The sequence below is a fragment of the Nonomuraea sp. NPDC001636 genome (assembly GCF_040298265.1).
GTDB lineage: Bacteria > Actinomycetota > Actinomycetes > Streptosporangiales > Streptosporangiaceae > Nonomuraea.
In genome coordinates this window covers 329,135-353,039 of sequence record NZ_JBEOZT010000003.1, presented here as the reverse complement: position 1 = coordinate 353,039, position 23,905 = coordinate 329,135, and the positions used below count along the sequence as shown (strand labels likewise).

Below are 23,905 nucleotides of genomic sequence, written 5' to 3'. Positions count from 1 at the left end.
TCAGGGGGACACCCCGGTAGATTCGGACGTCATGAGCAAGCCACGCGTCGCCGTCGTTTTCGGAGGTCGCAATTCTGAGCATGCCGTGTCCCTCATGGGCGCGGGCAGCGTGCTGGATGTGATCGACAGGAGTAAGTACGAGGTGATCCCGGTCGGGATCGCCCAGGACGGCAGGTGGGTGCTCGCCGCGTCCGACCAGCGGTTCGCCATCGAGGCCGGGGAACTGCCCGCGGTCGACACCTCGGGAGCCGCGCTCGCGCTGCCCAGCGGCGGCGCCGGGCTGGTGGCCTACGACCCCGGGAGCATCCCGGTCGAGCTCGGCACGGTCGACGTCGTCTTCCCCGTCATGCACGGCCCGTTCGCCGAGGACGGCACCATCCAGGGCCTGCTGGAGATGGCCGGCGTCCGCTACGTCGGCTCCGGCGTGCTGGCCAGCGCGGTCGGCATGGACAAGGCGCACATGAAGACCGTGATGGCCGCCGCCGGGCTGCCGATCGGCCGTTACGTCGTCGTCCGCGACCGCGACTGGCGGCTCAACCGCGAGGTCGTGCTGAAGGAGGCCGAGGAGCTCGGCTTCCCGGTGTTCGTCAAGCCCGCCAGGGCCGGCTCCTCGCAGGGCATCTCCAAGGCCCACGACCGCGCCGAGCTGGAGGCGGCCGTCGAGTCCGCCCGGGTGCACGACCCCAAGGTGCTGATCGAGGCCGCGATCGAGGGCCGCGAGATCGAGTGCGCGGTGCTGGAGTCGCTCGGCGACGAGCCCGCCGCCGCGTCGATCCCGGGCGAGGTCAGGGTCGAGGGCGGCCAGGAGTTCTTCGACTTCGAGGCCAAGTACTACCCCGACCAGATGTCGCTCACCGTGCCCGCCGACATCCCGGCCGAGACCGCGGAGGAGCTGCGCGCGATGGCCGTACGGGCCTTCGAGGCGCTCGACTGCGAGGGTCTGTCCAGGGTCGACTTCTTCTACACGCCCGACGGCCGGCTGGTCTTCAACGAGATCAACACGATGCCCGGGTTCACCTCGTTGTCGGTCGCGCCGCAGCTCTGGGCGGCCTCGGGGCTGTCGTACCCGCAGCTGGTCGACCGGCTGATCCAGCTCGCGCTGTCGCGCTCACCCGGACTTCGTTGAGACGGCCCGCCCGATCGGCCCCGACAGCTCGGCCAGCACGTCGGGCGCCGCGTGGTCGCCGCCGACCGTGACCTCCACGTACGTGGGCGCGGCCACCGCGGTGAACAGGATGGGCTTGTCCGGATCGGCGAACCAGCCCACCCCGTCGATCTCCTGGAGCTGGTCGGTCGGCGCCATCCGGGCAGGCCGCGGCACGCCGCAGCGCAACGCGATGGACGCCTCCCCCCAGACCGCCACGTACGGCGAGGCCGGCTCCGACGTGCCGCGCTCGGCGCCGTCGAGCGTCTTGGGCAGCTGGGACGCGAGCCGGTCGCAGGCCGCCGCCGCCTCCCCCGAAGGCTTGGGCGGATCGACCTGTACCACGCCGCCGCAGCCGGCGAGTGCCAGAAGAAGGAGCAGGACGGCGGCGGCGCGCATGGAACCCAGACCTCTTACGTGTCAGATATGAACGATCGGACACGTAAGAGTACGCGTGATCCCCTCCACCGCCTGAATCTGCGCCACGACCAGCTTGCCCAGCTCGTCGACGTTGCGCGCCTCAGCGCGGACGATCACGTCGTAGGGCCCCGTCACGTCTTCCGCCTGGGTGACCCCCGGAATTCCGGAGATCTCCTCGGCAACGGCGGCGGCCTTGCCGACCTCGGTCTGAATAAGGATGTAGGCCTGCACCATCACGTCCTCCCGGGCGATTGGATCACGCCGAAGGGCCACCGTACCCTGTGAGCGTCAGGAGGTGCGTCATCACAGTCGGAGATCTCGGCGAATTCGGTGTCGTCAATCGTATTGCCGGACGCCTGCCCCAGGGAGAGGGGGTCATGCTCGGCCCGGGTGACGACGCCGCCATGGTCGCCGCGCCCGACGGGCGGGTGGTCGTCTCGACCGATCTGCTGGTCGAGCGCAGGCACTTCCGGCTCGACTGGTCCGGCGGGCGCGACGTGGGCCGCAAGGCCGCCGCCCAGAACCTGGCCGACATCGCGGCCATGGGGGCCGTCCCGACGTCCATCGTGGTCGGGCTCGGCATCCCCGCCGAGCTGCCGGTGGCCTGGCTCGACGCCCTGACCGACGGGTTCCGCGAGGAGTGCGCGGTGGTCGGCGCGAGCGTGGTCGGCGGCGACATCACCCGGTCCGACCTGGTGGTCATCGGGGTGACCGCGCTGGGCGACCTGCGCGGGCGGGCGCCGGTGACGCGGTCCGGGGCGCGGCCGGGGCACGTGGTGGCCGTGGCCGGGCGGCTGGGGTACGCCGCCGCGGGGCTGGCGCTGCTGGCCGCCGGGGTCGCTGCGGAATCCGGTGTGCTGGCGGAGGCGGTGACCGCCCACCGGCGGCCCTGCCCGCCGTACGCGGAGGGGCCGCGGGCGGCCGCGCTGGGCGCGAGCGCCATGCTCGACGTCAGCGACGGCCTGGTGCAGGATCTCGGGCACGTGGCCGCGGCCAGCGGCGTACGCGTCGAGCTCGATCCCGGGGCGTTCGCCGTGGGGGAGCCGGTGGCGGCGGCGGCCGAGGAGCTGGGGCAGGATCCGCTCGAATGGGTGCTCACGGGTGGTGAGGATCACGCGCTCGCCGCGGTCTTCCCTCCTGACGTACGGCTGCCGCCGTCGTGGCAGGTCGTGGGCCGGGTGGCCGAGGGCGAGGGCGTCCTGGTGCACGGCCGTCAGGTGGGACAGGGCGGCTGGGATCACTTTCGGTGATGAGTTGTCCCGATTTAAGTGAAATTTTCCGGATTTAGGGTAGGACTAGCGGGATTGTTGTGACAAGGACGTAGTAAAGGTGTTATGAAGATTGGCGGCCACTGTAACCGCGAGAAAGGGCAGCCATGGGCCGCCACGGCACCGGTGGATCCGACGATGGGGATGAACGGGGGAACGGCAGCGCTTTCTGGGGTCCCGACGACCCGGCCGAGGCGCCGGGCTGGCCGGCGTTGCCCGACCAGGTCGAGGTGACGGGGCAGTGGGCCCCGATGCCGCGCCGCGAGGACGGCCCGCCGCAGCGCAGCGGCAGGCAGCCCGAGCCGTTCGAGACCACGGGGGCCTTCGCCGTGCCCGCCGACGCCGCCCCGGGGTTCCCGCCGTCCGAGGCCCCCTCCGGCCCCTTTCCGCCGCCGAACGGCCCCCAGTTCTCCGGGTCTCCCTACCCCGAGCCGAACGGGGCCGGCCCGTTCGAGGTGACGGGCGCGTTCGCCCGCCCGGCCGACTGGGACGCCGTCGGCCCCTCGTCCCAGCCCGACGCCACGTCCGCCTTCGGGCCGCCGCCGAGCTTCGACGCCTCCGGCCGCACCCCGGGCCCCTTCGACGCCCCCCGGCGGAACACCGGCCCGTTCGACGCCCAGGGCCCTGACAGCGGCCCGTTCGACAGGCAGGGCAGGAACACCGGCCCCTTCGACGCCCAGGAGCCGGGCGGCACGGCCAGGTTCGACCTGCCCGGACCCGGTGGCACCGCCAGGTTCGACGTGCCGGAGTCCGGAAGCACCGCCAGGTTCGACGTGCCCGGCGGGTCCGACACCGCTTTCCACGCCAGGCCGCCGGAGCCCGGTGACGTGAAGGTGGCAGGGGAGCCGACCGCCGCGCACACCCCCGCCTGGGCGGAGGCCGAGTCCGGCTTCCTGCGTTCGGGCTGGTCCTCCGACCAGGACCTCGACGACCTGGACGAGTCCGGCGAGTCCCGTGGCCGTCGTCGCGGCGGCCGGCGCAAGTCGTCCAGGGGCGGCGGCGGTGGCGACGACGACGACCTGAACCCGCCTGCCGGCGGCGGCAGCGGCAAGGGCAGGGGCCGCCTGGCGCTGCTGTCGGTCGCCGCCGTGGCCGTCGTGCTCGGCGGCACGGTCGCCGGGGTGAAGCTCATGAGCTCCTCGGGCGACCCCGGCAAGTGCGCGGACGCGAGCTGCGCCGCCGTCCACACCAGCACCAGCCCCTCGACCGCCGCGGTCTCCGACCCCGGCACCGAGGAGGAAGAGCCCTCCGAGGAGCCGACGGAGGACGAGGAGACGAGCACGCCCTCCGACGCCCCGACGACCACCGCCCCCACGGTCGGCAACCGCGCCCCGCGCCGCAGCACGGCCCCCACCCCCACGCCCACCAGGACGCGGACGAAGGCCTCTGCCAAGCCGACGCGGCAGCCGGAGCCGCCGGCCGAGGAGACGATCTCCGAGACCCCGACCGACGACGGCACGTCCCTGGGCAACTCCGACACCGGCGTCGTCCCCACGGTGGGCAGCAGCCCCGCGCCCGCGGCCACCGCCACGTCCGGGTACGGCGGCAGCGGCGGCAGCGGTGGCTCGGTCAACGTGCGGCAGACGGTCAAGCAGCGGCTCACCTCGTACTCGGCCACGCTGCGCGTCACCAACCAGTCGCCGGCCCCGCTGGCGGACGCCACCTTCTCCCTCCCCGTCGAGGGCCGCGTCATGGACGTGAACGGCGGCTCCTGGACGCAGGACGGCGACCTGCTGATCATCGACCTGTCGGGCTCGCTGGCCGCCGGGGACTCGGTGAGCGTCACGTACTCGGCGACCGGGAAGGCGCAGGAGCCGGGCTCGTGCGGGCTGGTCGGCGGGGAGTGCGCGATCGGCTGAGTGCCTGTTTGGTGCCGGTCGGGTGGTTGGATGGGGTTCATGACGACCCCTCCACGTGTGCTGACCGTCGCGGGCTCCGACTCGGGAGGCGGCGCGGGCATCCAGGCCGACCTGAAGACCATGATGGCGATGGGCGTGCACGGCATGAGCGTGATCGCCGCCGTCACGGCCCAGAACTCGCTGGGCGTCCAGGGCTACTGGGAGCTGCCGCCCGAGGCCGTGCGCGCGCAGCTCGACTCCGTGCTGGGCGACATCGGGGCGCAGGCCGTCAAGACCGGCATGCTGGCCTCGCCGGTGCTGGTGGAGACGGTGGCCGAGGTGCTGGGGGCCTATGACGCGCCGGTGGTGGTCGATCCCGTCGGGGTGTCCAAGCACGGCGACTCGCTGCTCGCGCCCGAGGCCGTCGACACGCTCAGGACGCGCCTGCTGCCCGTGGCCACGGTCGTGACGCCGAACCTGTGGGAGGTGGAGCAGCTCACCTCGGTCAAGGTCGAGGACGAGGACGACCTGCGCAGGGCCGCCGACGCCGTGCTCGCGCTGGGGCCGTCCTGGGCCCTCATCAAGGGCGGCCATCTGCCCGGCGCCCCCGTCGACCTCCTGACCGACGGCACGACCGAGCACCGCTTCGCCGCCGAACGCCTGGACAACCGTCACACGCACGGCACGGGCTGCACCCTGGCCTCGGCCCTGGCCTCCCGGCTCGCGCTCGGCGACGACGTCCCGACGGCGGTGGGGAAGGCCAAGGAGTACGTGACGGGCGCGATCGCCCGCGGCTTCCCCCTGGGCTCCGGCATCGGCCCGGTGGACCACGCCTGGCGCTGGCGCTGACCCCCTGAGCCCGTCCCGCGGCGGGGGCGGGCCAGGGCGGCGGGCACGACGAAAGCCCGCCGCTCCAGTGATCAGGAGCGGCGGGCTTCGCGAAAGACGAGAACTAGCGGGTGACCTTGCCCGCCTTGATGCACGAGGTGCACACGTTCAGCTTCTTCGGCGTGCCGCCGACGACCGCGCGGACCGTCTGGATGTTGGGGTTCCAACGGCGACGGGTACGGCGGTGCGAGTGGGACACGTTGTTGCCGAAGGTCGGCCCCTTGCGGCAGACATCGCAGACGGAAGCCACGGTATCGCTCCTTATAACAGTCGATGTAGCCCTGTCCGCTGATGCTTTCCGGGCGGAGGGCATGCCGGGACAACCGGCCAGCCAGACGAGAATATCTGATCCACACCATTGGGCGCGAACCAGAGCACTGGACGGTGGCCGGTGCGGGGATATTCTCCTCCAACAAGGTAGCGCATGCGGGGAGGTCGAAGGAGCGCAGATGAAGGCTCTCGACCCGCCCGCGGTGCGCCGCTGGGCCCGCCTGGCCGCCGACGCCCTCGGCCGGGCGAGACCGGAGATCGACGCACTCAACGTGTTCCCCGTGGCCGACGGCGACACCGGCACGAACCTGCACCTGACCATGCTGTCGGCGGCCGAGGCCGTCGAGTCCCTGCCCGACGACGTCGACGCGGCCGTGGTGTGGCAGACGCTCGCCTACGGGGCGCTGGTCGGGGCGCACGGCAACTCGGGGGTCATCGTCAGCCAGGCGCTGCGCGGGCTGGCCGAGGTGCTCAAGGACGGCTCCGACCTGCGCGCCGGCCTGCTCAGGGCGGCCACGCTGGCCAGGGAGGCGGTGGCCAGGCCGGTCGAGGGCACGGTGCTGACCGTGCTGGAGTCGGCCGCCCGGGCCGCCCGGGACGCCGACGGCGACGCGGGCGAGGTGGCGCGGCAGGCGGCACGGGAGGCGCGGGCGGCGGTGCGCCGCACGCCGGGGCAGCTCGACGTGCTGGCCCGCAGCGGGGTCGTGGACGCGGGCGGCGCGGGGGCGGCGATCGTGCTGGAGACCCTGGCCGCCGTGCTCACCGACTCCTACAGCGACCACTACGACGTGCCGGCGCCGACCGGGCGGGTCACGCCGATGACCGAGGTGGGCGCCGGCTACGAGGTGATGTACCTGCTGGACGCCGACGAGCGCGCGGTGGCCGCGCTGCGCGACGAGCTCGACGCCATGGGCGAGTCGCTGGTCGTGGTGGGCGGCGAGGGCCTGTGGAACGTGCACGTGCACGTGGCCGACGCGGGGGCGGCCGTGGAGGCGGGGCTGCGGGCGGGACGTCCGCACCGGGTCAGGATCACCTACCTGGCCGAGCGCACGCACCGGGGCAGGGCGGGCAGGGGCGTGGTGGCGGTGGCGGCCGGCGACGGGATCGCGGCGCTGTTCGAGGAGTGCGGCGCGGTCGTGGTGCGCCGCGCGCCCGGCACCCGGCCCGCGCTGCCCGAGCTGCTGGCCGCGATCAGGCAGGCGGGCGCCGAGGTGGCCGTGCTGCCGAACGACGAGGGCGTCCTCGCGGTCGCCGTCGCGGCGGCGGAGATCGCCCGCGAGGACGGCGTGGCCGTCAGCGTCCTGCCGACCAGGGCGACCGTGCAGGGGTTGTCGGCGCTGGCCGTGCACGACCCGCTGCGCCGGTTCGACGACGACGTGGTGGCCATGACGGACGCCGCCGGCCACACCAGGTACGGACATCTGGCGGTGGCGGACAGGGAGGCGTTCACCAGCGCGGGCGTGTGCCGGCCGGGCGACGTGCTGGGCCTGATCGACGGGGACGTGGCGGTGATCGGCGACGACCTGGAGCGCGTGGCGAGGCTGATCATCGACAGGATGGTGGCCGGCGGCGGCGAGCTGGTGACCCTGGTCACGGGCTCCGACCTGCCCGAACGGCTGGCCGTCCGGCTGGAGGACCACCTGCGGCGCACGCGGCCGGACGTCGACCTGGTCGTCTACGACGGCGAGCAGGGCGGCTACCCGCTGCTGATCGGCGTCGAGTAGCGGCGCGGCCCCCTCCCGGCGACTCCCAGGCCCGGCGCGGCCCCCTCCCTCAGGCGACTCCCAGGCCCGGCGCGGACCTCTTCCGCGGGCGACTCCGGGGCCCGGTGCGGGATTCCTGTCGGCCGCAGGCGGTAGAACTGGATCCCGTGAGCCGTTTCGACGAGCCCCTGACCAAAGCGCTCGACCCGAAGACCGCCAAGCTGCTGCACAGCGTGCTCGGCCTGGAGACGGTCGGCGACCTGCTGCGCCACTACCCGCGCCGCTACGCCGAGCGCGGCGAGCTGACCTCGCTCGACGCGCTGGAGGTCGACGAGCACGTCACCGTGGTGGGCGAGGTGACCAGGCTGATGCGCAAGCCCATGCGCAACCGCGGCGGCACGTGGCTGGAGGCCGAGGTCGTCGACGGCAACGGCAACCGCATCTACCTGGCGTTCTTCGGCAAGGGCTCCCACGTGGCCGAGTCGCGGCTCAAGCCGGGGCGGCGCGGCATGTTCGCCGGCAAGGTGGGGCTGTTCGGGGCGCGCTCCAAGCCGCGCTGGCAGCTCTCGCACCCCGAGTTCGAGCTGTTCGAGGAGGAGGCCGAGGCGAGCGCCGAGGAGTTCGCGTCCGCGCCGGTGCCGATCTACCCGGCGGGCAAGGACGTCACGCCGTGGGCCATCCGCCGGGCGGTCGGCGTGGTGCTCGACACGCTGGGCCCGCTCGACGACCCGCTGCCCGCCGACCTGCGGGCCAGGCACGGCCTCCAGCCGCTCGCCGATGCGCTGGTGGCCATCCACCGGCCGAAGGACCTCGCCGACGTGGGCCGGGCGCGCAAGCGGCTGAAGTTCGACGAGGCGTTCGTGCTGCAGGCGGTGCTGCTCCAGCGCCGCCAGGCGGCCACGGCGTGGCCGGCCAGGCCGCGTCCGAGGCGTGCCGACGGCATGCTGGCCGACTTCGACGGGCGGCTGCCGTTCTCGCTCACCGAGGGGCAGGCGCAGGTGGGGGAGGAGATCGCGGCCGACCTGGCGCTGGAGCACCCGATGCACCGGCTGCTGCAGGGCGAGGTGGGCGCGGGCAAGACGGTCGTGGCGCTGCGCGCGATGCTCCAGGTGGTCGACGCGGGCGGCCAGGCCGCGCTGCTGGCCCCGACGGAGGTGCTGGCCCAGCAGCACCACCGCTCGATCACGAACATGCTGGGCGAGCTGGCCCAGGGCGGCATGTTCGGCGGCACGGCGGTCACGCTGCTGACGGGCTCGATGGGCGCGGCGGCGCGGCGTGCGGCGCTGCTCGACGCGGCCTCGGGCACGGCGGGCATCGTGGTCGGCACGCACGCCCTGCTCCAGGAGCACGTGCAGTTCGCCGACCTGGGGCTGGTCGTGGTCGACGAGCAGCACCGCTTCGGCGTGGAGCAGCGTGACGCGTTGCGGGAGAAGGCGGGCGGGGGCCGTCCGCACGTGCTGGTGATGACCGCGACCCCGATCCCGCGCACGGTCGCCATGACGGTCTTCGGCGACCTGGAGGTCTCGACGCTGTCGCAGCTACCGTCGGGGCGCGCGCCCATCACCACGCACGTCGTGCCGGCCGCCGAGAAGCCCCACTATCTCGAACGCACCTGGCAGCGGGTGCGCGAGGAGGTGGAGCTGGGCAGGCAGGCGTACATCGTGTGCCCGCGGATCGGCGACCTGGAGGGCGACGAGGGCGACCTGGCGGCGACGGGGGGCGACGACGACCGGCGTCCGCCGCTGGCCGTGCTGGAGGTCGCCGAGCTGCTCACCCAGGGCCCGTTCCAGGACCTGCGGGTCGGCACCCTGCACGGCAAGCTCCCGCCGGAGGAGAAGGACGCGATCATGCGCTCCTTCACCAAGGGCGAGATCGACGTGCTGATCGCCACCACCGTCATCGAGGTGGGCGTCGACGTGCCCAACTCCTCAGTGATGATCATCATGGACGCCGACCGCTTCGGCGTCTCCCAGCTCCACCAGCTGCGCGGACGGGTGGGCCGGGGCGGCCTGCCCGGCCTGTGCCTGCTGGTCTCCGACTTCCCCGAGGGCACCCCGGCCCGCGCCCGCCTCGACGCGGTGGCCGCCACGCTCGACGGCTTCGAGCTGTCCCGCGTCGACCTGGAGCAGCGCCGCGAGGGCGACGTCCTGGGGGCGGCCCAGTCGGGCAAGCGCAGCTCGCTGAAGCTCCTGCAGCTGCTGCGCGACGAAGACGTCATCTCAGCAGCGCGGGACGAAGCCGCAAAGCTCCTGTCGGACGACCCCGAACTGGCCCACCATGAGGGCTTGCGCGCCGAGATAGCCCGCCTCCTGGAGGACGAGAAGGCGGAGTACCTGGAGAAGACGTGAGGGCCCAGGAGAACCACGGAGCCGGTCAACGAAGGCTCGCGTGACGGCGGCGAGCCGGTGAAGGGTCAGAGGCCGTTACATGGAGGGCCATCAGCCGAAGTAAGGCGAGTGGGAAGACCACGCGAAGCCATGAAAAAAGAAGAAGTCAAAGGCCCCAGCCGCGGGGACGGCCTCCCCCCGAATGCCGTCCCCGGCTGGGCCCACCCTCGGGTCAGGTGCCGAGGGAACCGGCGTGCGGAAGGGCTCACGATCACGCCGGTCGGCCTTCATGTGGGTCACCTTGAAGGCCGCAGACTCATCATGCGGGCAGATCCGGCCGATGTGAATCACCCTTGCGCAGTCGAGGCCGACACTTGTCCACTCTTGACCTGGGCGAACATGCGGAACAATGGGCCTTATGACTCGGATCATCGCGGGGAGCGCGGGTGGGCGGCGGTTGGCCGTGCCGCCGGGGCGGGGCACGAGGCCGACCAGCGACAGGGCCAGGGAAGGCATCTTCTTGACCCTCGACTCCCTGTACGGCCTGCGCGAGGCCCGCGTGCTCGACCTGTACGCCGGTTCCGGCGCCGTGGGCCTGGAGTCGCTGTCCAGGGGCGCGGCCCACGCGCTGCTCGTCGAGTCCGACGCCAAGGCGATCCGGACGATCAGGGCCAACATCCAGTCGCTCGGCCTGGAAGGCGCCGAGCTGGTGGCCGACAAGGTCGAGCGGGTCCTGGCCAGGCCGCCGGAGGAGCCGTACGACATCGTCTTCGCCGATCCGCCGTACGCGCTGGGTGACGGCGAGGTCACGCGGGTCCTGGAGCTGCTGCGCGACAACGGCTGGCTGATGGACGAGGGGCTGGTGGCATTCGAGCGGGAAACGAGGGGAAAGTCCCTGATGTGGCCGGAAGGTTATGTTGAGGAGAGGGTCCGTAGATACGGCGAAGCGTCCGTTTGGTACGGTCGCGCCGCCGGGAACCCGTAGACCTGGGAGGCGTCTTGCGCCGCGTTGTCTGCCCGGGGTCGTTCGACCCCATCACCAATGGCCACCTCGACATCATCGGCCGGTCGGCCCGCCTGTACGACGAGGTGGTCGTGGCGGTCCTCATCAACATCGAGAAGAGCAGCCTGTTCACGGTCGACGAACGGATCGAGATCCTTCAGACCGTGACGAAGGAGTACCCCAACGTCAAGGTGCAGAAGTTCCACGGCCTGCTGGTGGACTTCTGCAAGCACAACGACATCCCCGCCATCGTCAAGGGCATCAGGGTCGTCAGCGACTTCGACTACGAGCTGCAGATGGCCCAGCTCAACTACCGTCTGTCGGGCGTCGAGACGCTCTTCATGCCCACCAATCCCGAGTACTCCTTCCTGTCCTCCAGCCGGGTCAAGGAGATCGCGCGGTATGGTGGCGACGTGTCCGGCCTGGTCCCTGACCTGGTGCACAAGCTGCTCATCGAGCGTCTCAGGGGCTGACCGCGACCTGGTATCCTTTCATTTCGGCCTTGTACGACGGCGAGCGTCTTCGCCATGCCTAGCGAGAGCAGGATGACTCAGCACCTCGACCCCCGCTCCCCTTGGGTGCTCTCCACTCATGATCTGGGGAAGCGACCGGGCACGATGCGGCAGATGACCCTGTCCCTTCCGGCACCGGCTAACCTCGGCGTCGACATGATCGGTGTCCCCAAAGACGCCGAAGTCGAGCTGGACCTCCGGCTCGAAGCAGTGATGGAAGGCGTGCTCGTCTCGGGCACGGCGCACGCCCCGCTCGCCGGGGAGTGCGCGCGGTGCCTTGACCCGATCACCTCGGACATCGAGGTCGATCTGCAGGAGCTGTTCTTCTACTCCGACGAGGACGCCTCGGAGGACGACTCACTGCTCGACGGAGAGCTGCTCGACCTCGAGCCGACGTTCCGTGACGCGGTGGTGCTCGCACTGCCGCTGAGCCCCGTGTGCCGCGAGGACTGCGAGGGGCTCTGCACGGAGTGCGGGATCAAGCTGGCCGAAGCCGGCGCCGATCACCGGCACGAGAAGATCGATGCCCGCTGGGCGTCGTTGCAAGGTCTGGTTTCCGAGAACGATAACGATCAGGAGAAGTGACGTGGCCGTCCCGAAGCGAAAGATGTCGCGGAGCAACACCCGCGCCCGTCGCTCCCAGTGGAAGACGACTGCTGTCGCCCTGGTGAGCTGCCCGCAGTGCCGTTCGCCCAAGCAGCCGCACATCGCGTGCCCCACCTGCGGCACCTACAACCGTCGTCAGGTCATCGAGCCGTCCGCCTGATCACACTGACAGCAGGCCCGCCCGTCAGGTTCGGGGCGGGTTTCACCGTCAGCAGTTGACGTGATGCCGACCGGGTGCCATTGTGCCTCGGTCGGCGTTAACGTCTGTAGATGCGTACGGCGGCGGTTCGCCCGCGGCCGTGGTGGACGCCGGGGCTACACGTTACCCCGACGCCCACCACGTTTTCGGGCATCTTCCGCGGCCGCCTTGTGAAGATGTCCGAGGAGGAAACACGTGGGCGCAGGTCCTAAGCCGGTGGCCGTGGAGGTCGCCAGGGAAGAGCTGCAGCGGGTCCTGGTCGTCGGCCTCGACCCCGACATCCTCGAGCGGGCGCTGACGCACCGCTCCTACGCGTACGAGAACGGCGGCCTGCCCACCAACGAGCGCCTGGAGTTCCTCGGCGACTCGGTGCTGGGTCTCGTGGTCACCGACACCCTCTACCGCAACCACCCCGACCTGCCCGAGGGGCAGCTTGCCAAGCTGCGCGCCGCCGTGGTCAACATGCGCGCGCTGGCCGACGTCGCCCGCAACCTGGGCCTCGGCCGCTTCCTGCGGCTCGGCAGGGGCGAGGAGGGCACCGGCGGGCGCGACAAGTCCTCGATCCTGGCCGACACGCTGGAGGCGCTGATCGGCGCGATCTACGTGGACAAGGGCCTCGACGAGGCGTTCCGGGTCGTCCACCTGCTGTTCGACCCGCTGATCGTGCGCTCGGCGTCGCTGGGCGCGGGGCTCGACTGGAAGACGTCCCTGCAGGAGCTCACCGCCTCCGAGGCGCTCGGCGTGCCCGAGTACCACGTCGAGGAGAGCGGCCCCGACCACGCCAAGTCGTTCACGGCCATGGTGCGCGTGGGCGGCGAGTCCTACGGCTCGGGCAGCGGGCGCAGCAAGAAGGAGGCCGAGCAGCAGGCGGCCGAGGCGGCCTGGACGCGCATCCGGGCCCGCCGCGAGCAGCGCCAGAGCCAGCCCGCCAGCTGACCCCGGCCCACGGGAAGCCCCGCCCCGCGTCCGGCGTTGTGACTGCGGATCCGTCCCCGCCGCGGCATGCCCTGCGGCCGGGGAAGTCGAGAGGACGGTTGGTGCACGGTGCCTGAGCTGCCAGAGGTCGAGGTCGTCAGGCGCGGCCTGGCGCAATGGGTCGTCGGCCGCGAGATCGCCGCCGCGGAGGTGCTCCACCCGCGCGCGATCAGGCGGCACGTCCCCGGGGCCGACGAGTTCACCGCCCGCCTGAAGGGCCGTACGGTGTTGTCGGCCGAGCGCCGCGGCAAATACCTGTGGCTGCCCCTGTCGGGCGGCGAGGAGGCCCTGTTGGCCCATCTGGGCATGAGCGGCCAGCTGCTCGTCGTCGATCCGCAGACGCCCCCCGAGAAACACCTGCGCGTCCGCCTCCGCTTCGAGGACGGCGGCCCCGACCTGCGCTTCGTCGACCAGCGCACGTTCGGCCACGTCATGCTGACCCCGCTCGTCGACGGCGTGCCCGCGCCGATCGCGCACATCGCGCCCGACCCGTTCGAGGCGTCGTTCGACGAGGCCGAGTTCACCCGCCGGCTCAGGGCCAGGCGCACCGAGATCAAGCGGGCGCTGCTGGACCAGTCGCTGATCAGCGGCGTCGGCAACATCTACGCCGACGAGGCGTTGTGGATCGCCCGGCTCCACTGGGCCCGTCCCACCGAGACGCTCAGCCGTCCGAAGATCGCCGAGCTGCTGGCCGGCGTGCGCACGGTGATGGGCGCCGCCCTCCAGCAGGGCGGCACCTCCTTCGACAGCCTCTACGTCAACGTCAACGGCGAGAGCGGCTACTTCGACCGTTCGCTGGAGGTCTACGGCCGCCGCGACCTGCCGTGCTCGCGCTGCGGCACGCCCATCCGGCGGGAGGCGTTCATGAACCGGTCGTCGTACTCCTGCCCCAAATGCCAGCGAAAGCCGCGGTGAGCAGCGCCAGCGCGGCGCCCAGCCACATCACCGACGAGATCGACACGCCGTCCACCACCCGGCCGCCGACGAACGAGCCGAGCGCGATCGAGACGTTGAACGCCCCCACGAACAGCGCGGTGCCCAGCTCGCCCCCGCCCGAGCGCATGATCCACAGCTGTAGCGCCACGCCGACGCCGCCGTAACCGAGACCCCACACGACGAGCATGACCAGGGGCAGCCCGACCAGCGCCAGCGCCGCCGTGGAGACGGCGATGAGCAGGGCCAGGACGATCAGCACCGGCTTGGGGTTGCGGGCCGCCCTGGCGCCCGCGACGAAGTTGCCGACGACGCCGGCCGCGCCGTACACCAGCAGGGCGACGCTGACCAGGCCGGGGCCGGCGTCCGCGACCTGCTCCAGGAACGGCCGGACGTAGGTGTAGGCCGCGAAGTGCCCGGTGATGATCAGCACGGTCGCCGCCAGCACGACCCGCAGCGCCCCCGGCAGCGGCGCGCGGGAGCCGCCCGAGGCGTCCTCGCCGGGCATCGGCGGCAGCACGGCGGCCAGCAGCCCGAGCAGCACCAGCGCCAGCCCGCCCATCACCGCGAACGACGTGCGCCACCCCGCCGCCGAGGCGACGAGCGTGCCCGCCGGCACGCCGAGCACCGAGGCCACCGACACGCCGCCGAGGATCACCGACGTGGCCCTGCCCACCGAGCGCTCGGGCACCAGCCGCAGGCCCAGCCCGGCGGCGAAGGCCCAGAAGCCGCCGATGCTGATCCCGGTCAGCACCCGCGCGCCCAGCATGACGGGGAAGCTCGTCGCGAACGCCGCCGCCAGGTTGGCCACCGCGAGCAACGCCATCAGGCCGAGCAGGGGGACGCGCCGGTCCAGCCGCCGGGTGGCCAGGGCCAGCACGGGGGCCGAGACGGCCGCGACCAGCCCCGGCAGCGACACCATCAGCCCGGCGGTGCCGTCGGACACGCCCAAGTCGGCGGCGATCGAGGTCAACAGGCCGACGGGCAACATCTCGCTGGTCACGATGGTGAAGGTGCCCACCGCGACCGCGAGGACGGCGAGCCAGCGGGCCCGCGCGACAGTGGAGGTCTCAAGAGTCGTCATGCCGTTCAGCCTCCTCATCGGCCGGGGGCGGAACAATGACGAAGCTCGAAGCCTTGCTTTAGGCAGGCTAAGCGATCGCGTCCGGGGAGTGGCATGGAGTTCAGGGAACTGGAGTGCTTCGTCGTGCTGAGCGAGGAGCTGCACTTCGCGCGTACGGCCGAGCGCCTGTATCTGTCGCCCGGCCGGGTGAGCCAGCTCATCGGGTCGCTGGAGACCCGGATCGGCGGCCGCCTGTTCGACCGCACCAGCAGGCGGGTGCGCCTGACGCCGCTCGGCCGGCGTTTCCTGGCCGACCTGCGGCCCGCCTACGACGGCATGGCGGCGGCCGTGTCGCGAGCGACGGCCTCGGCGCGGGAGGTGGCGGGCCTGCTGCGGGTGGGGTTCCTGGCCACGCCGACCGAGATCGTCACCGGCAGCGTGGCGGCGTTCGAGCGGCGGTATCCCGGCTGCATGGTCGAGCTGGTCGAGGTGCCGCTCTCCGACCCGTTCAGCAAGCTGCGCGAGGGGCGGGTGGATCTGACGTTCACGCTGCTGCCGCTGGAGGAGCCCGACCTGGAGGGCGGCGCCGAGCTGAACCACTGCCCGGTCGAGCTGGGGCTGTCGGTACGCCACCCGCTGGCCGCCCGCGCCGTCCTCGACGCCGAGGAGCTGGCCTCGGTCGCGCTGTTCGGCCTCGACGACCCGGCGCCGCGCCGCTGGCAGGAGCACATCGCCCCCACCCTCACCCCGTCCGGGCGGCCGATCGCGCGGGCGGGCTCGGTGGCCACCACCCAGGAGGGCCTGACGCAGGTCGCGCTGAACCGCGGCGGCATGCTCTTCTGCAAGCCGAGCGCCGACCACCATCGCCGTCCCGACATCGCGTTCGTGCCGGTCGACGGCCTGCCTCCGTCGATCCTGGGCCTGGCCTGGCTGCGCGCCGGACGCACGGCCTCGATCCTGGCCTTCAACGAGTTGGCCATGGAAGTCGTACGGCGGCATGAGACGGTGGCGGCATGACGGATACGAAGAGTAATGGCGACAAAGGTTCGGAAAACGTCCGAGTAACCGCCTGGGTGCGGGGGAGGGTCCAGGGGGTGGGCTTCCGGTGGTGGACGCGCGCGAGGGCGTTGGAACTCGGCCTGACCGGCTGGGCGCGGAACACCGACGACGGCCGGGTCGAGGTCGTCGCCGAGGGCCCACGGGAGGCGTGCGTCAAGCTGTTGGAGCTGCTCAAAGGTTGCGACACGCCGGGAAGGGTCGATGGAGTAGTGGAACGATGGAGCGAACCCCGAGGTAGTTTGGGCGGTTTTGTAGAGCGGTAGTCGCTTTTGCTAAACGGCCCAAATGGGGTATAGTTGTATGTCGGGAGTGCCTATCAGTAGGGCGTTGCGGTTGGATCGACTTGACCGCCCACACTGCCGGTGCGACTCTTGTTAAGTACCACGCGCACCCCTCCCGCGGAATAGAAGTGCGCGAACCAGTCTGGTCACTCAGCGTGGAGGACCCTTTACCATGGCGAAGGCTCTACTCGGCCACGTCGGCGGTCCTGACCCTCGGATGGTCTCGGAGATGCGCCGCTTGCAGCAGCGTATCCGGGATCTGGAGGCAGAACTCATCCGACTTCAGGCCACGAATGACGCTCTTGCGGCGCAAACCCGCGACGAAGCGCTCAGTCGCTTGCAGGAGCGCGAGCCGGCACTCACCTGAGAGTGATCGGAGCGCAAGACCCAGGGACGTCTCGAAGAGGCGTCCCTTGTTATTTTCCCTGGTGAAAAAGCGCTGGTCATCGACATGCCCACGAGTGGCGGCCGAGACCAGTAGGCTTTTCCGAAGCCCGTTCAGCCGAGGCCGGGGAGGAGGGTCGGCGTTTGTACCTGAAGACCCTCACCCTGCGCGGCTTCAAGTCCTTCGCCTCCGCGACCGCCCTGCGCCTCGAACCCGGCATCACGTGCGTCGTCGGCCCCAACGGCTCGGGCAAGTCCAACGTCGTCGACGCCCTGGCCTGGGTCATGGGCGAGCACAGCGCCAAGTCGCTGCGCGGCGGCAAGATGGAGGACGTCATCTTCGCCGGCACCTCCTCCAGGCCGCCGCTCGGCCGGGCCGAGGTGACGCTGACCATCGACAACTCCGACGGCGCGCTGCCGATCGACTACACCGAGGTCACGATCAGCCGGCTGATGTTCCGGTCGGGGCAGAGCGAATACGCCATCAACGGCGACACCTGCCGATTGCTCGACATCCAGGAGCTGCTGTCCGACTCGGGCATCGGCCGCGAGATGCACGTCATCGTCGGCCAGGGCCAGCTCGACGCCGTGCTGCACGCCGGGCCGGAAGACCGCCGGGCCTTCATCGAAGAGGCCGCGGGCGTGCTCAAACACCGCAAGCGCAAGGAAAAGGCGCTGCGCAAGCTCGACTCCATGCAGGCCAACCTCACCCGGGTGCAGGATCTGGCCACCGAGCTGCGCCGCCAGCTCAAGCCGCTCGGCCGCCAGGCGGAGATCGCCCGCAAGGCCGCCGTCATCCAGGCCGACCTGCGCGACGCCCGGCTGCGGCTGCTCGCCGACGACCTGTGCATCCTGCGCGCCACGCTCGAACGCGAGGCCGCCGACGAGGCCGCCGTCACCGCCCGGCGCAACCAGGTCGAGGCCGAGCTGGCCGAGGGCCAGCAGCGCGAGGCCGCCCTGGAGGCCGCCGAGGCCGAGACCCAGCCCCGGCTGAGCGCCGCCCAGGAGACCTTCTTCAGGCTCTCCTCCCTGCGCGAGCGCATCACCGGCCTGGAGCAGCTCGCCGCCGAACGCCACCGCCACGCCCTCGACGCCGCCGCCATCGAACGCCGCGGCCGCGACCCCGAAGACCTCGAACGCGAGGCGGGCGAGGCGCGCGAGCAGGAACAGATCCTGCGGGCCGAGCTCGAACACGCCCAGGAGCTGCTGGCGGAGGCCGTCGAGCGGCGGGCCGCGGCCGAGGCCGAGCTGGGCGCGGAGGAGCGGCGCCTGGCGATGGCCGCCCGTGCCGCCGCCGACCGCCGTGAGGGCCTGGCCAAGCTGCGCGGCCAGGTCGACTCCGTGCGCAGCAGGGCGCGCGCGGCCGAGGAGGAGATCGGCCGGCTGGAGAAGGCCGTGGCCGACGCCGCCGAGCGCGAACGGCAGGCCCTGGCCGACCTGGAGAACGAGCAGGCCGAGGAGCCGGCGGCCGATCCGGCGCTGGCCGAGGAGCTGACCACCGCGCAGGCCGCCGTCGAGGAGGCCAGGGCCGCGGCCGACGCGGCCCGCGTGGCCGCCGACGAGGCCAAGGCCGGGCTCGGCGCGCCGCGGGCCGCCGTCCAGGCCGCCAAGGCGGGGGTCGCCACGGCCCGCGCCGCCGACCAGGAGGCCCAGCGCTCGGTGGCCGCGCTGCGGGCCCGTCGCGACGCCCTGGAGCTGGGCCTGGCCAAGGGCGACGGCGGCGCCGCGCTGCTCGACGCCGACCTGGCCGGGGTGCTGGGCCCGCTGGCCGCCTCGATGCAGGTCACGCCGGGCGCTGAGCTGGCCGTCGCCGCCGTGCTCGGCCCGGTCGCCGAGTCCGTCGCGGTCAAGACGCTCGACACCGCCGTCGAGGCGCTCGGCCTGCTGCGCAGCACCGACGCGGGGCAGGTCACGCTGCTGGTGGCCGAGACCGGAGTTTCGGACACCGCGCACCACTCCCAGGTTGCGCGATCCCGGCCCGCCCCGCCCGAGGGCGGGCGGTGGGCCGCCGATCTGGTCACCGTGCCCGACGAGCTGCGGCCGGCGCTCGACCACGTCCTGGCGAAGGTCGTCGTGGTCGCCGATCTCGAAGCGGCCCGCGAGCTGGTGGGGCGGCGTCCCGAGCTGCGGGTGGTGACCGAGGGCGGCGACGTGCTCGGGGCCCATCTGGCCGGTGGCGGGTCGGCCGGCGGCACCTCCGTCCTGCAGGTGCGGGCGGCGCTCGACGAGGCCGTCCACGACCTGCGGGTGGCCGAGGCCACGGCGGAGGCGACGGCCGAGGCGCTCGACCAGGCGATCGAGGCCGAGCAGGCGGCCCAGACGGCCGTCGAGGCGGCCCAGGCGCACGTCAACGAGGCCCAGAGCGCGGTGACCGCCGCCCAGGCCGGGGTGAGCGCCGCGCAGGGCGTCCTCGACCAGGTCAGGGCCCGTCAGCGGGAGGCCGACCAGCGCAACGCGGCGGCGGCCAGGCGGCTGGCCCAGCTGGAGGCCGCCGCGCACGCCGCGCACGCCGAGGCCGAACGCCTGGCCCGCAGCGTCACCGCGGCTCAAGACTCCCGCACCGAGGGGCTGGCGGAGCTGGCCGAGCTGGAGATCCGGCTGGCCGAGGCCGAATACGCCCAGGAGCTGGAGACCGAGCCGACCACCGACCTGCGCGACGACCTGGCCGCCACGTGCGAGACGACCCGGCAGCGCGAGATGGACACCCGGCTGCAGGTGCGCACCGCCGAGGAGCGCGTCAAGGGCATCGAGGGCCGCGCCGACGGCCTGCTGCGGGCCGCCCAGCGCGAGCGCCAGGAACGCGCCCAGGCCGCCGCTCAGCGGGCCAGGCGCAGGCGGCAGGCCGTGCTGGCCGAGGCGGTCAGCAAGGGCGCCAGGCAGGTGCTCGGGGCGCTCGCCTCGTCGATCCAGCTGGCCTCCCGCGAGCGCGACGACGCCGACCTCGCCCGCGTCGCCGTCGACGCCGAGCTGAAGCAGGTCCGGGTGCGCGTCCGTGAGCTGGGCCAGGAGCTCGACAAGCTGGTCAACCGGGTCCACGGGAGCGAGGTGGCCCGCACCGAGCAGCGCCTGCGGCTGGAGCAGCTGCAGGAGCGGGCGATGGAGGAGTTCGGCGTCGAGGTCGAGGCGCTGGTCTCCGAGTACGGCCCCGACGCGCCCGTCCCGGGCGACCCGCCGGTCCCGTACGTCCGGGAGGAGCAGGAGAAGCGGGCCAGGGCCGCCGAGCGGCAGATGACCCAGCTCGGCAAGGTCAACCCGCTGGCGCTGGAGGAGTTCGCCGCGCTGGAGGAGCGCCACGCCTTCCTGACCTCGCAGCTGGAGGACCTCAAGAAGACCCGGCGCGACCTGCTGACCGTGGTCAAGGAGGTCGACGACCGCGTCGAGCAGATGTTCGCCTCGGCCTACGAGGACGTCGCCCGCGAGTTCGAGCAGATCTTCACCCGGGTCTTCCCCGGCGGCGACGGGCGGCTCGTGCTCACCGACCCCACCGACATGCTCACCACGGGCATCGAGGTCGAGGCCAGGCCGCCGGGCAAGAAGGTCAAGCGGCTGTCCCTGCTGTCGGGCGGCGAGCGCTCGCTGACCGCGGTGGCGTTCCTGATCTCCATCTTCAAGGCGCGGCCCTCGCCCTTCTACGTGATGGACGAGGTCGAGGCCGCCCTCGACGACACCAACACCCAGCGGCTGCTGACCCTGTTCGAGGAGTTGCGGCAGAGTTCCCAGCTCATCGTCATCACCCACAACAAGCGCACGATGGAGATCGCCGACGCCCTCTACGGCGTGTCGATGCGCGGCGACGGCGTGACGCAGGTGGTCAGCCAGCGCCTGCGGGAGCGCGAATCCGCCTGATCCGGCCTGTCATCATCCGTGTGCCTTGGGCATGACCATGCCGGTCGATCTGGAAAACTGACATCTTGTGGATGGTTACCTCGGCGTCATAGTGATCGTGGCCGTCGTCGCCCTGCTGGCGGCCGGCGGCCTCTTCCTGCTGTTCAGGCCGGGTGGCAAGGCGGCGCCGCCCGTGCCGCCGCCGGAGGCGCCGCCGCTTCCCGAGGAGGAGAAGCGGCCCGCCGGCCCGGTCGAGGAGGCCGACGGCGCGGTCACCACGGTGCCGCCGCCGGTCCAGCCGGCCGAGCCGATGGTCATCGCCCCCGAGGTCGAGGTGCCGCCGCCGTCCGCGGGGCGGATGGTGCGGCTGCGCTCGCGTCTGGCGCGTTCGCAGAGCGCGCTCGGCCGCGGCCTGCTGGAGCTGCTGTCCCGCGACCGGCTCGACGACGAGGTCTGGGACGAGATCGAGGAGAGCCTGATCACCGCCGACGTGGGCGTCGCCCCGACCCGCGCGATGGTCGAGGAGCTGCGCACCAAGGTCAAGGTGCTGGGCAGCCGCACGCCCGCCGAGGTCAGGGGCCTGCTGCGCGAGCAGCTTCTCGCCCAGGTCAACCCCGACCTCGACCGCAGTCTGCACGTGCAGAAGCACGGCGAGCGGCCCGCCGTGGTCCTGGTCGTGGGCGTCAACGGCACGGGCAAGACCACCACCACCGGCAAGCTCGCCCGCTCGCTCATCGGCGACGGCAAGACGGTCGTGCTCGGCGCGGCCGACACCTTCCGCGCGGCGGCGGCCGACCAGCTCCAGACGTGGGGTGAGCGGGTCGGCGCCGAGACCGTGCGCGGGCCGGAGGGTGGCGACCCGGCCTCGGTGGCCTTCGACGCCACGGCCAAGGGCATCGAGGACAAGGTCGACGTCGTCATCGTCGACACCGCGGGCCGCCTGCACACCAAGACCGGCCTGATGGACGAGCTGGGCAAGGTCAAGCGGGTCATCGAGAAGAAGGCCACGGTCGACGAGGTGCTGCTCGTTCTCGACGCCACCACCGGCCAGAATGGCATGCGCCAGGCCCAGGTGTTCGCCGAGGTGGTCAACATCACCGGCATCGCGCTCACCAAGCTTGACGGCACCGCCAAGGGCGGCATCGTGATCTCCGTGCAGCGCGAGCTGGGCGTGCCGGTCAAGCTCGTGGGGCTCGGCGAGGGGCCCGACGATCTGGCGCCTTTCGACCCGGATGTCTTCGTGGACGCGATCCTGGGCGACTAACCCCGTTTATCGGCCATGTCCTAATTCATGCCGAAATGGCCATTACCAGAAAAGTCTTGAGTCGTTAGTTAGCTTTGTGCTGACATGTTCGGGTTATCCGCGATCACGTAAGGGATGCCCATGAAGAAGATCGTCGTCCATCGCCCCGGGACTGTCAGGCCCTCCACGCTCGCCTCGCCGCGACACAGCGTTTGACCTGTCTCTGGGTCGGCGTTTCCACACGGGAACGCCGACCGTTGGGAAGGGGGCGGTCGTGAGGACGATCGCCCTGGACGCCGACCGACGGGCAGCCGGGCCGTACACGCTGGCCGCGGCGCTGCTCGACCTTCTGGTCCCCGAGGCGCTCGACCGGCGGCCCGAACTGGTCGCCGCCCATGACGTGGAGCTCCGGGTCGCGGCGCCCCGCCTGCGGCCGCTCGTGCCGGTGCGCAGGCGCTCGCTGGCCGACGACCTGCCGAGGGGGCAGCGCATCCTCATCCCGGGGGCGCGGCGCAGCCTCAGGATCGCCAACGGGCTGGCCGAGTTCGTCCGTGAGCTGCTGGCCGTCACCGGGCCGCTCACGCTCGTCGTGTCGAACCTGGGCGAGGCCGACCACACCGACCGCGAGCTGGTCGAGGTGCTGCGCCGCCGGCTCGACCCGGGGCTGCTGCGCGTCGAGGAGGGCCCGTCGTCGCCCGGTGAGGGCCCACTGTGCGCCGACTTCGACCGCTACCGCGACGAGGGCTTCCACCACGCGATGGTGGAGTCGGGCACGGAGGCGCTGCGCGGCATGGCGTACGAGGACGACCCTGAAGGGTGGCGGACCCTCGTGCAGCGCGTCGCCGCGGCCCTGGAGGCGGTGGAACGCGAGGAGGAGGCCCGCGAGCTCTACGACCGGGCCAGGCGCCTCAGCACCGACCCCAAGCACCGGGCCACCATCGCCTACGCCACCGCGATGATCCTGGTACGCCACCACGACCCCGCCCGCCGCGACCCCGGCGAGGCGATGGCGTGGATCAACGAGGCCGTCACGATCACGTCGTTGCTGCCCGACCCCCGCGAACGCGCCTTCCACCTCGGCTTCGACCTCAACGGCAAGGCGCTGGTGGAGCTGCGCGCCGGCCGTCCGGACGCCGCGCTGCGGCTGGTCGAGCAGGCCATCGCCCTGGCCGACGAGCACCTGGCGGACGAGCACCCGGTCCACCGGCTCGTGCTGCGCGCCAACCGGGCCCAGTTGCTGGCCGGGGCCGGCCGGCACGAGGAGGCGCTGGCCGACTACACGGCGGCGATCGACGCCGACCCCGGCTATCCGGACTACTACCTCGACCGGGGCAACCTGCTGAACAAGCTGGGCAGACCGCAGGAGGCCCTGGCCGACTACGAGGCCGTCATGCGGCTCAGCCCGCCCTTCCCTGAGGCGTACTACAACCGCTCGGAGCTGCGGTTCGCGGCCGGCGACCTGGACGGCGCCCGCGCCGACCTCGACCGCACGCTGGAGCTCGACCCCGACTTCGCCCCCGCGTACGTGAACAGGTGCGGCCTGCTCGCCCTCCACGGCGAGTACGAGCAGGCCAGGCGGGACGTGGAGCGCGGCCTCGCGCTCCGGCCGCGCGACGCCCACCTGCTCTGCGTGCTCGGCCAGGTGGAGACGGCCCAGGGCCGCCACCCGGAGGCGTACGCGGCCTTCGACGCCGCGCTGGAGATCGATCCCGACCTGGCCGCCGCGTGGGGGAACCGGGCCGTGCTCGCCTTCGAACGCGGCGACCCCGATGGCGCGCTGTCCGACCTGACCCGCGCGCTGAAGCTGACCGAGACGGCCGAGCTGCTGTTCAACCGGGCGATGGTCCACCGGGAGCTGGGACGGGCGAAGGAGGCCAGACAGGACCTGCTCAGAGCCGCCGAGCTGGCCCCCGGCGATCCGGACGTCGGGCGGGCGCTGGCCGAGGGGTGAGGAGACGGGCCGA

General features: G+C 72.3%; 22 protein-coding genes. 18 read left to right on the top strand and 4 right to left on the bottom strand.

Features of this window, described 5'->3' with window-relative positions; translation table 11 throughout:
• Positions 1-31: 31 nt before the first annotated feature.
• The gene (locus ABT158_RS08695; RefSeq protein WP_352352157.1) at positions 32-1,126 is read left to right on the top strand and encodes a D-alanine--D-alanine ligase family protein; all 1,095 of its coding nucleotides are present in this window, start codon (positions 32-34) and stop codon (positions 1,124-1,126) included.
• Here ABT158_RS08695 and ABT158_RS08690 read toward each other — a convergent pair.
• Both ABT158_RS08690 and ABT158_RS08685 read right to left on the bottom strand, forming a co-directional pair.
• A complete protein-coding gene (locus ABT158_RS08690; protein ID WP_352352156.1) occupies positions 1,109-1,543 on the bottom strand; it encodes a DUF3515 domain-containing protein in 435 nt (144 codons plus the stop codon). The two genes, ABT158_RS08695 and ABT158_RS08690, sit on opposite strands and share 18 nt — an antisense overlap.
• Positions 1,544-1,564: 21 nt before the next feature.
• Positions 1,565-1,798: an Lrp/AsnC family transcriptional regulator gene (locus tag ABT158_RS08685; protein WP_125637145.1), complete on the bottom strand. Its 234-nt coding sequence runs from the start codon at positions 1,796-1,798 to the stop codon at positions 1,565-1,567.
• A gap of 47 nt (positions 1,799-1,845) precedes the next feature.
• Here ABT158_RS08685 and ABT158_RS08680 point away from each other — a divergent pair, with 47 nt between their 5' ends.
• The 3 genes from ABT158_RS08680 to thiD all read left to right on the top strand — a co-directional run bounded on the left by ABT158_RS08680 (position 1,846) and on the right by thiD (position 5,519).
• A complete protein-coding gene (locus ABT158_RS08680; RefSeq protein ID WP_352352155.1) occupies positions 1,846-2,814 on the top strand; it encodes a thiamine-phosphate kinase in 969 nt (322 codons plus the stop codon).
• Between the two features lie 125 nt (positions 2,815-2,939).
• Complete coding sequence (locus ABT158_RS08675) at positions 2,940-4,691, top strand: hypothetical protein (RefSeq protein WP_352352154.1); 1,752 nt, start codon at positions 2,940-2,942, stop codon at positions 4,689-4,691.
• A gap of 30 nt (positions 4,692-4,721) precedes the next feature.
• Positions 4,722-5,519, top strand: coding sequence for a bifunctional hydroxymethylpyrimidine kinase/phosphomethylpyrimidine kinase (gene thiD, locus ABT158_RS08670; RefSeq protein WP_352352153.1), 798 nt, complete (start codon positions 4,722-4,724; stop codon positions 5,517-5,519).
• A 103-nt stretch (positions 5,520-5,622) separates the two neighbouring features.
• Here the strand turns inward: thiD and rpmB are convergent, their stop codons facing one another.
• Positions 5,623-5,808 (bottom strand): 50S ribosomal protein L28, encoded by a 186-nt coding sequence (rpmB, locus tag ABT158_RS08665; protein WP_043618345.1) that lies wholly within the window; start codon positions 5,806-5,808, stop codon positions 5,623-5,625.
• Between the two features lie 199 nt (positions 5,809-6,007).
• Between rpmB and ABT158_RS08660 the strand changes: the two genes are divergently transcribed.
• The 8 genes from ABT158_RS08660 to mutM all read left to right on the top strand — a co-directional run bounded on the left by ABT158_RS08660 (position 6,008) and on the right by mutM (position 14,068).
• Entirely contained in the window at positions 6,008-7,552 is a 1,545-nt protein-coding gene (locus tag ABT158_RS08660; protein ID WP_352352152.1) for a DAK2 domain-containing protein, read from the top strand.
• 146 nt (positions 7,553-7,698) lie between these two features.
• Entirely contained in the window at positions 7,699-9,879 is a 2,181-nt protein-coding gene (gene recG / locus ABT158_RS08655; protein WP_352352151.1) for an ATP-dependent DNA helicase RecG, read from the top strand.
• 397 nt (positions 9,880-10,276) lie between these two features.
• Positions 10,277-10,843 (top strand): 16S rRNA (guanine(966)-N(2))-methyltransferase RsmD, encoded by a 567-nt coding sequence (gene rsmD / locus ABT158_RS08650; protein ID WP_352352150.1) that lies wholly within the window; start codon positions 10,277-10,279, stop codon positions 10,841-10,843.
• 14 nt (positions 10,844-10,857) lie between these two features.
• On the top strand, positions 10,858-11,334 hold the full coding sequence (gene coaD, locus ABT158_RS08645; RefSeq protein WP_352324821.1) for a pantetheine-phosphate adenylyltransferase: 477 nt from the start codon (positions 10,858-10,860) through the stop codon (positions 11,332-11,334).
• Positions 11,335-11,388: 54 nt separating this feature from the next.
• On the top strand, positions 11,389-11,958 hold the full coding sequence (locus tag ABT158_RS08640; RefSeq protein ID WP_397172433.1) for a YceD family protein: 570 nt from the start codon (positions 11,389-11,391) through the stop codon (positions 11,956-11,958).
• A gap of 1 nt (position 11,959) precedes the next feature.
• Positions 11,960-12,139, top strand: coding sequence for a 50S ribosomal protein L32 (rpmF, locus tag ABT158_RS08635; RefSeq protein WP_033409409.1), 180 nt, complete (start codon positions 11,960-11,962; stop codon positions 12,137-12,139).
• Between the two features lie 255 nt (positions 12,140-12,394).
• On the top strand, positions 12,395-13,114 hold the full coding sequence (gene rnc / locus ABT158_RS08630; RefSeq protein WP_352352349.1) for a ribonuclease III: 720 nt from the start codon (positions 12,395-12,397) through the stop codon (positions 13,112-13,114).
• Positions 13,115-13,222: 108 nt separating this feature from the next.
• On the top strand, positions 13,223-14,068 hold the full coding sequence (mutM, locus tag ABT158_RS08625) for a bifunctional DNA-formamidopyrimidine glycosylase/DNA-(apurinic or apyrimidinic site) lyase (protein WP_352352148.1): 846 nt from the start codon (positions 13,223-13,225) through the stop codon (positions 14,066-14,068).
• Here the strand turns inward: mutM and ABT158_RS08620 are convergent.
• Positions 14,016-15,170: an MFS transporter gene (locus ABT158_RS08620; RefSeq protein ID WP_352352147.1), complete on the bottom strand. Its 1,155-nt coding sequence runs from the start codon at positions 15,168-15,170 to the stop codon at positions 14,016-14,018. The genes mutM and ABT158_RS08620 overlap by 53 nt on opposite strands.
• A 93-nt stretch (positions 15,171-15,263) precedes the next feature.
• Here ABT158_RS08620 and ABT158_RS08615 point away from each other — a divergent pair, with 93 nt between their 5' ends.
• From ABT158_RS08615 to ABT158_RS08590, 6 genes are all read left to right on the top strand, one after another.
• The gene (locus ABT158_RS08615) at positions 15,264-16,166 is read left to right on the top strand and encodes a LysR family transcriptional regulator (protein WP_352352146.1); all 903 of its coding nucleotides are present in this window, start codon (positions 15,264-15,266) and stop codon (positions 16,164-16,166) included.
• Positions 16,163-16,471, top strand: coding sequence for an acylphosphatase (locus ABT158_RS08610; protein WP_352324815.1), 309 nt, complete (start codon positions 16,163-16,165; stop codon positions 16,469-16,471). The genes ABT158_RS08615 and ABT158_RS08610 overlap by 4 nt, the downstream gene beginning before the upstream one ends.
• Positions 16,472-16,661: 190 nt before the next feature.
• Positions 16,662-16,856: a hypothetical protein gene (locus tag ABT158_RS08605; protein ID WP_026214481.1), complete on the top strand. Its 195-nt coding sequence runs from the start codon at positions 16,662-16,664 to the stop codon at positions 16,854-16,856.
• A 161-nt stretch (positions 16,857-17,017) separates the two neighbouring features.
• Positions 17,018-20,719, top strand: a complete 3,702-nt coding sequence (smc, locus tag ABT158_RS08600; RefSeq protein WP_352352145.1) for a chromosome segregation protein SMC — start codon at positions 17,018-17,020, stop codon at positions 20,717-20,719.
• 67 nt (positions 20,720-20,786) lie between these two features.
• The gene (gene ftsY / locus ABT158_RS08595; protein ID WP_352352144.1) at positions 20,787-21,962 is read left to right on the top strand and encodes a signal recognition particle-docking protein FtsY; all 1,176 of its coding nucleotides are present in this window, start codon (positions 20,787-20,789) and stop codon (positions 21,960-21,962) included.
• Positions 21,963-22,215: 253 nt separating this feature from the next.
• Positions 22,216-23,892, top strand: a complete 1,677-nt coding sequence (locus ABT158_RS08590) for a tetratricopeptide repeat protein (protein WP_352352143.1) — start codon at positions 22,216-22,218, stop codon at positions 23,890-23,892.
• Positions 23,893-23,905: the final 13 nt, after the last annotated feature.

What these genes read in the sequence shown, in the direction of transcription:
- ABT158_RS08695 (WP_352352157.1), top strand. Translation starts at nt 32, where the DNA reads ATGAGCAAGCCACGCGTCGCCGTCGTTTTCGGAGGTCGCAATTCTGAG.
- ABT158_RS08690 (WP_352352156.1), bottom strand. Translation starts at nt 1,543, where the DNA reads ATGCGCGCCGCCGCCGTCCTGCTCCTTCTTCTGGCACTCGCCGGCTGC.
- ABT158_RS08685 (WP_125637145.1), bottom strand. Translation starts at nt 1,798, where the DNA reads ATGGTGCAGGCCTACATCCTTATTCAGACCGAGGTCGGCAAGGCCGCC.
- ABT158_RS08675 (WP_352352154.1), top strand. Translation starts at nt 2,940, where the DNA reads ATGGGCCGCCACGGCACCGGTGGATCCGACGATGGGGATGAACGGGGG.
- thiD (WP_352352153.1), top strand. Translation starts at nt 4,722, where the DNA reads ATGGGGTTCATGACGACCCCTCCACGTGTGCTGACCGTCGCGGGCTCC.
- ABT158_RS08660 (WP_352352152.1), top strand. Translation starts at nt 6,008, where the DNA reads ATGAAGGCTCTCGACCCGCCCGCGGTGCGCCGCTGGGCCCGCCTGGCC.
- rsmD (WP_352352150.1), top strand. Translation starts at nt 10,277, where the DNA reads ATGACTCGGATCATCGCGGGGAGCGCGGGTGGGCGGCGGTTGGCCGTG.
- ABT158_RS08640 (WP_397172433.1), top strand. Translation starts at nt 11,389, where the DNA reads ATGCCTAGCGAGAGCAGGATGACTCAGCACCTCGACCCCCGCTCCCCT.
- ABT158_RS08620 (WP_352352147.1), bottom strand. Translation starts at nt 15,170, where the DNA reads ATGACGACTCTTGAGACCTCCACTGTCGCGCGGGCCCGCTGGCTCGCC.
- ABT158_RS08615 (WP_352352146.1), top strand. Translation starts at nt 15,264, where the DNA reads ATGGAGTTCAGGGAACTGGAGTGCTTCGTCGTGCTGAGCGAGGAGCTG.
- ABT158_RS08610 (WP_352324815.1), top strand. Translation starts at nt 16,163, where the DNA reads ATGACGGATACGAAGAGTAATGGCGACAAAGGTTCGGAAAACGTCCGA.
- ABT158_RS08605 (WP_026214481.1), top strand. Translation starts at nt 16,662, where the DNA reads ATGGCGAAGGCTCTACTCGGCCACGTCGGCGGTCCTGACCCTCGGATG.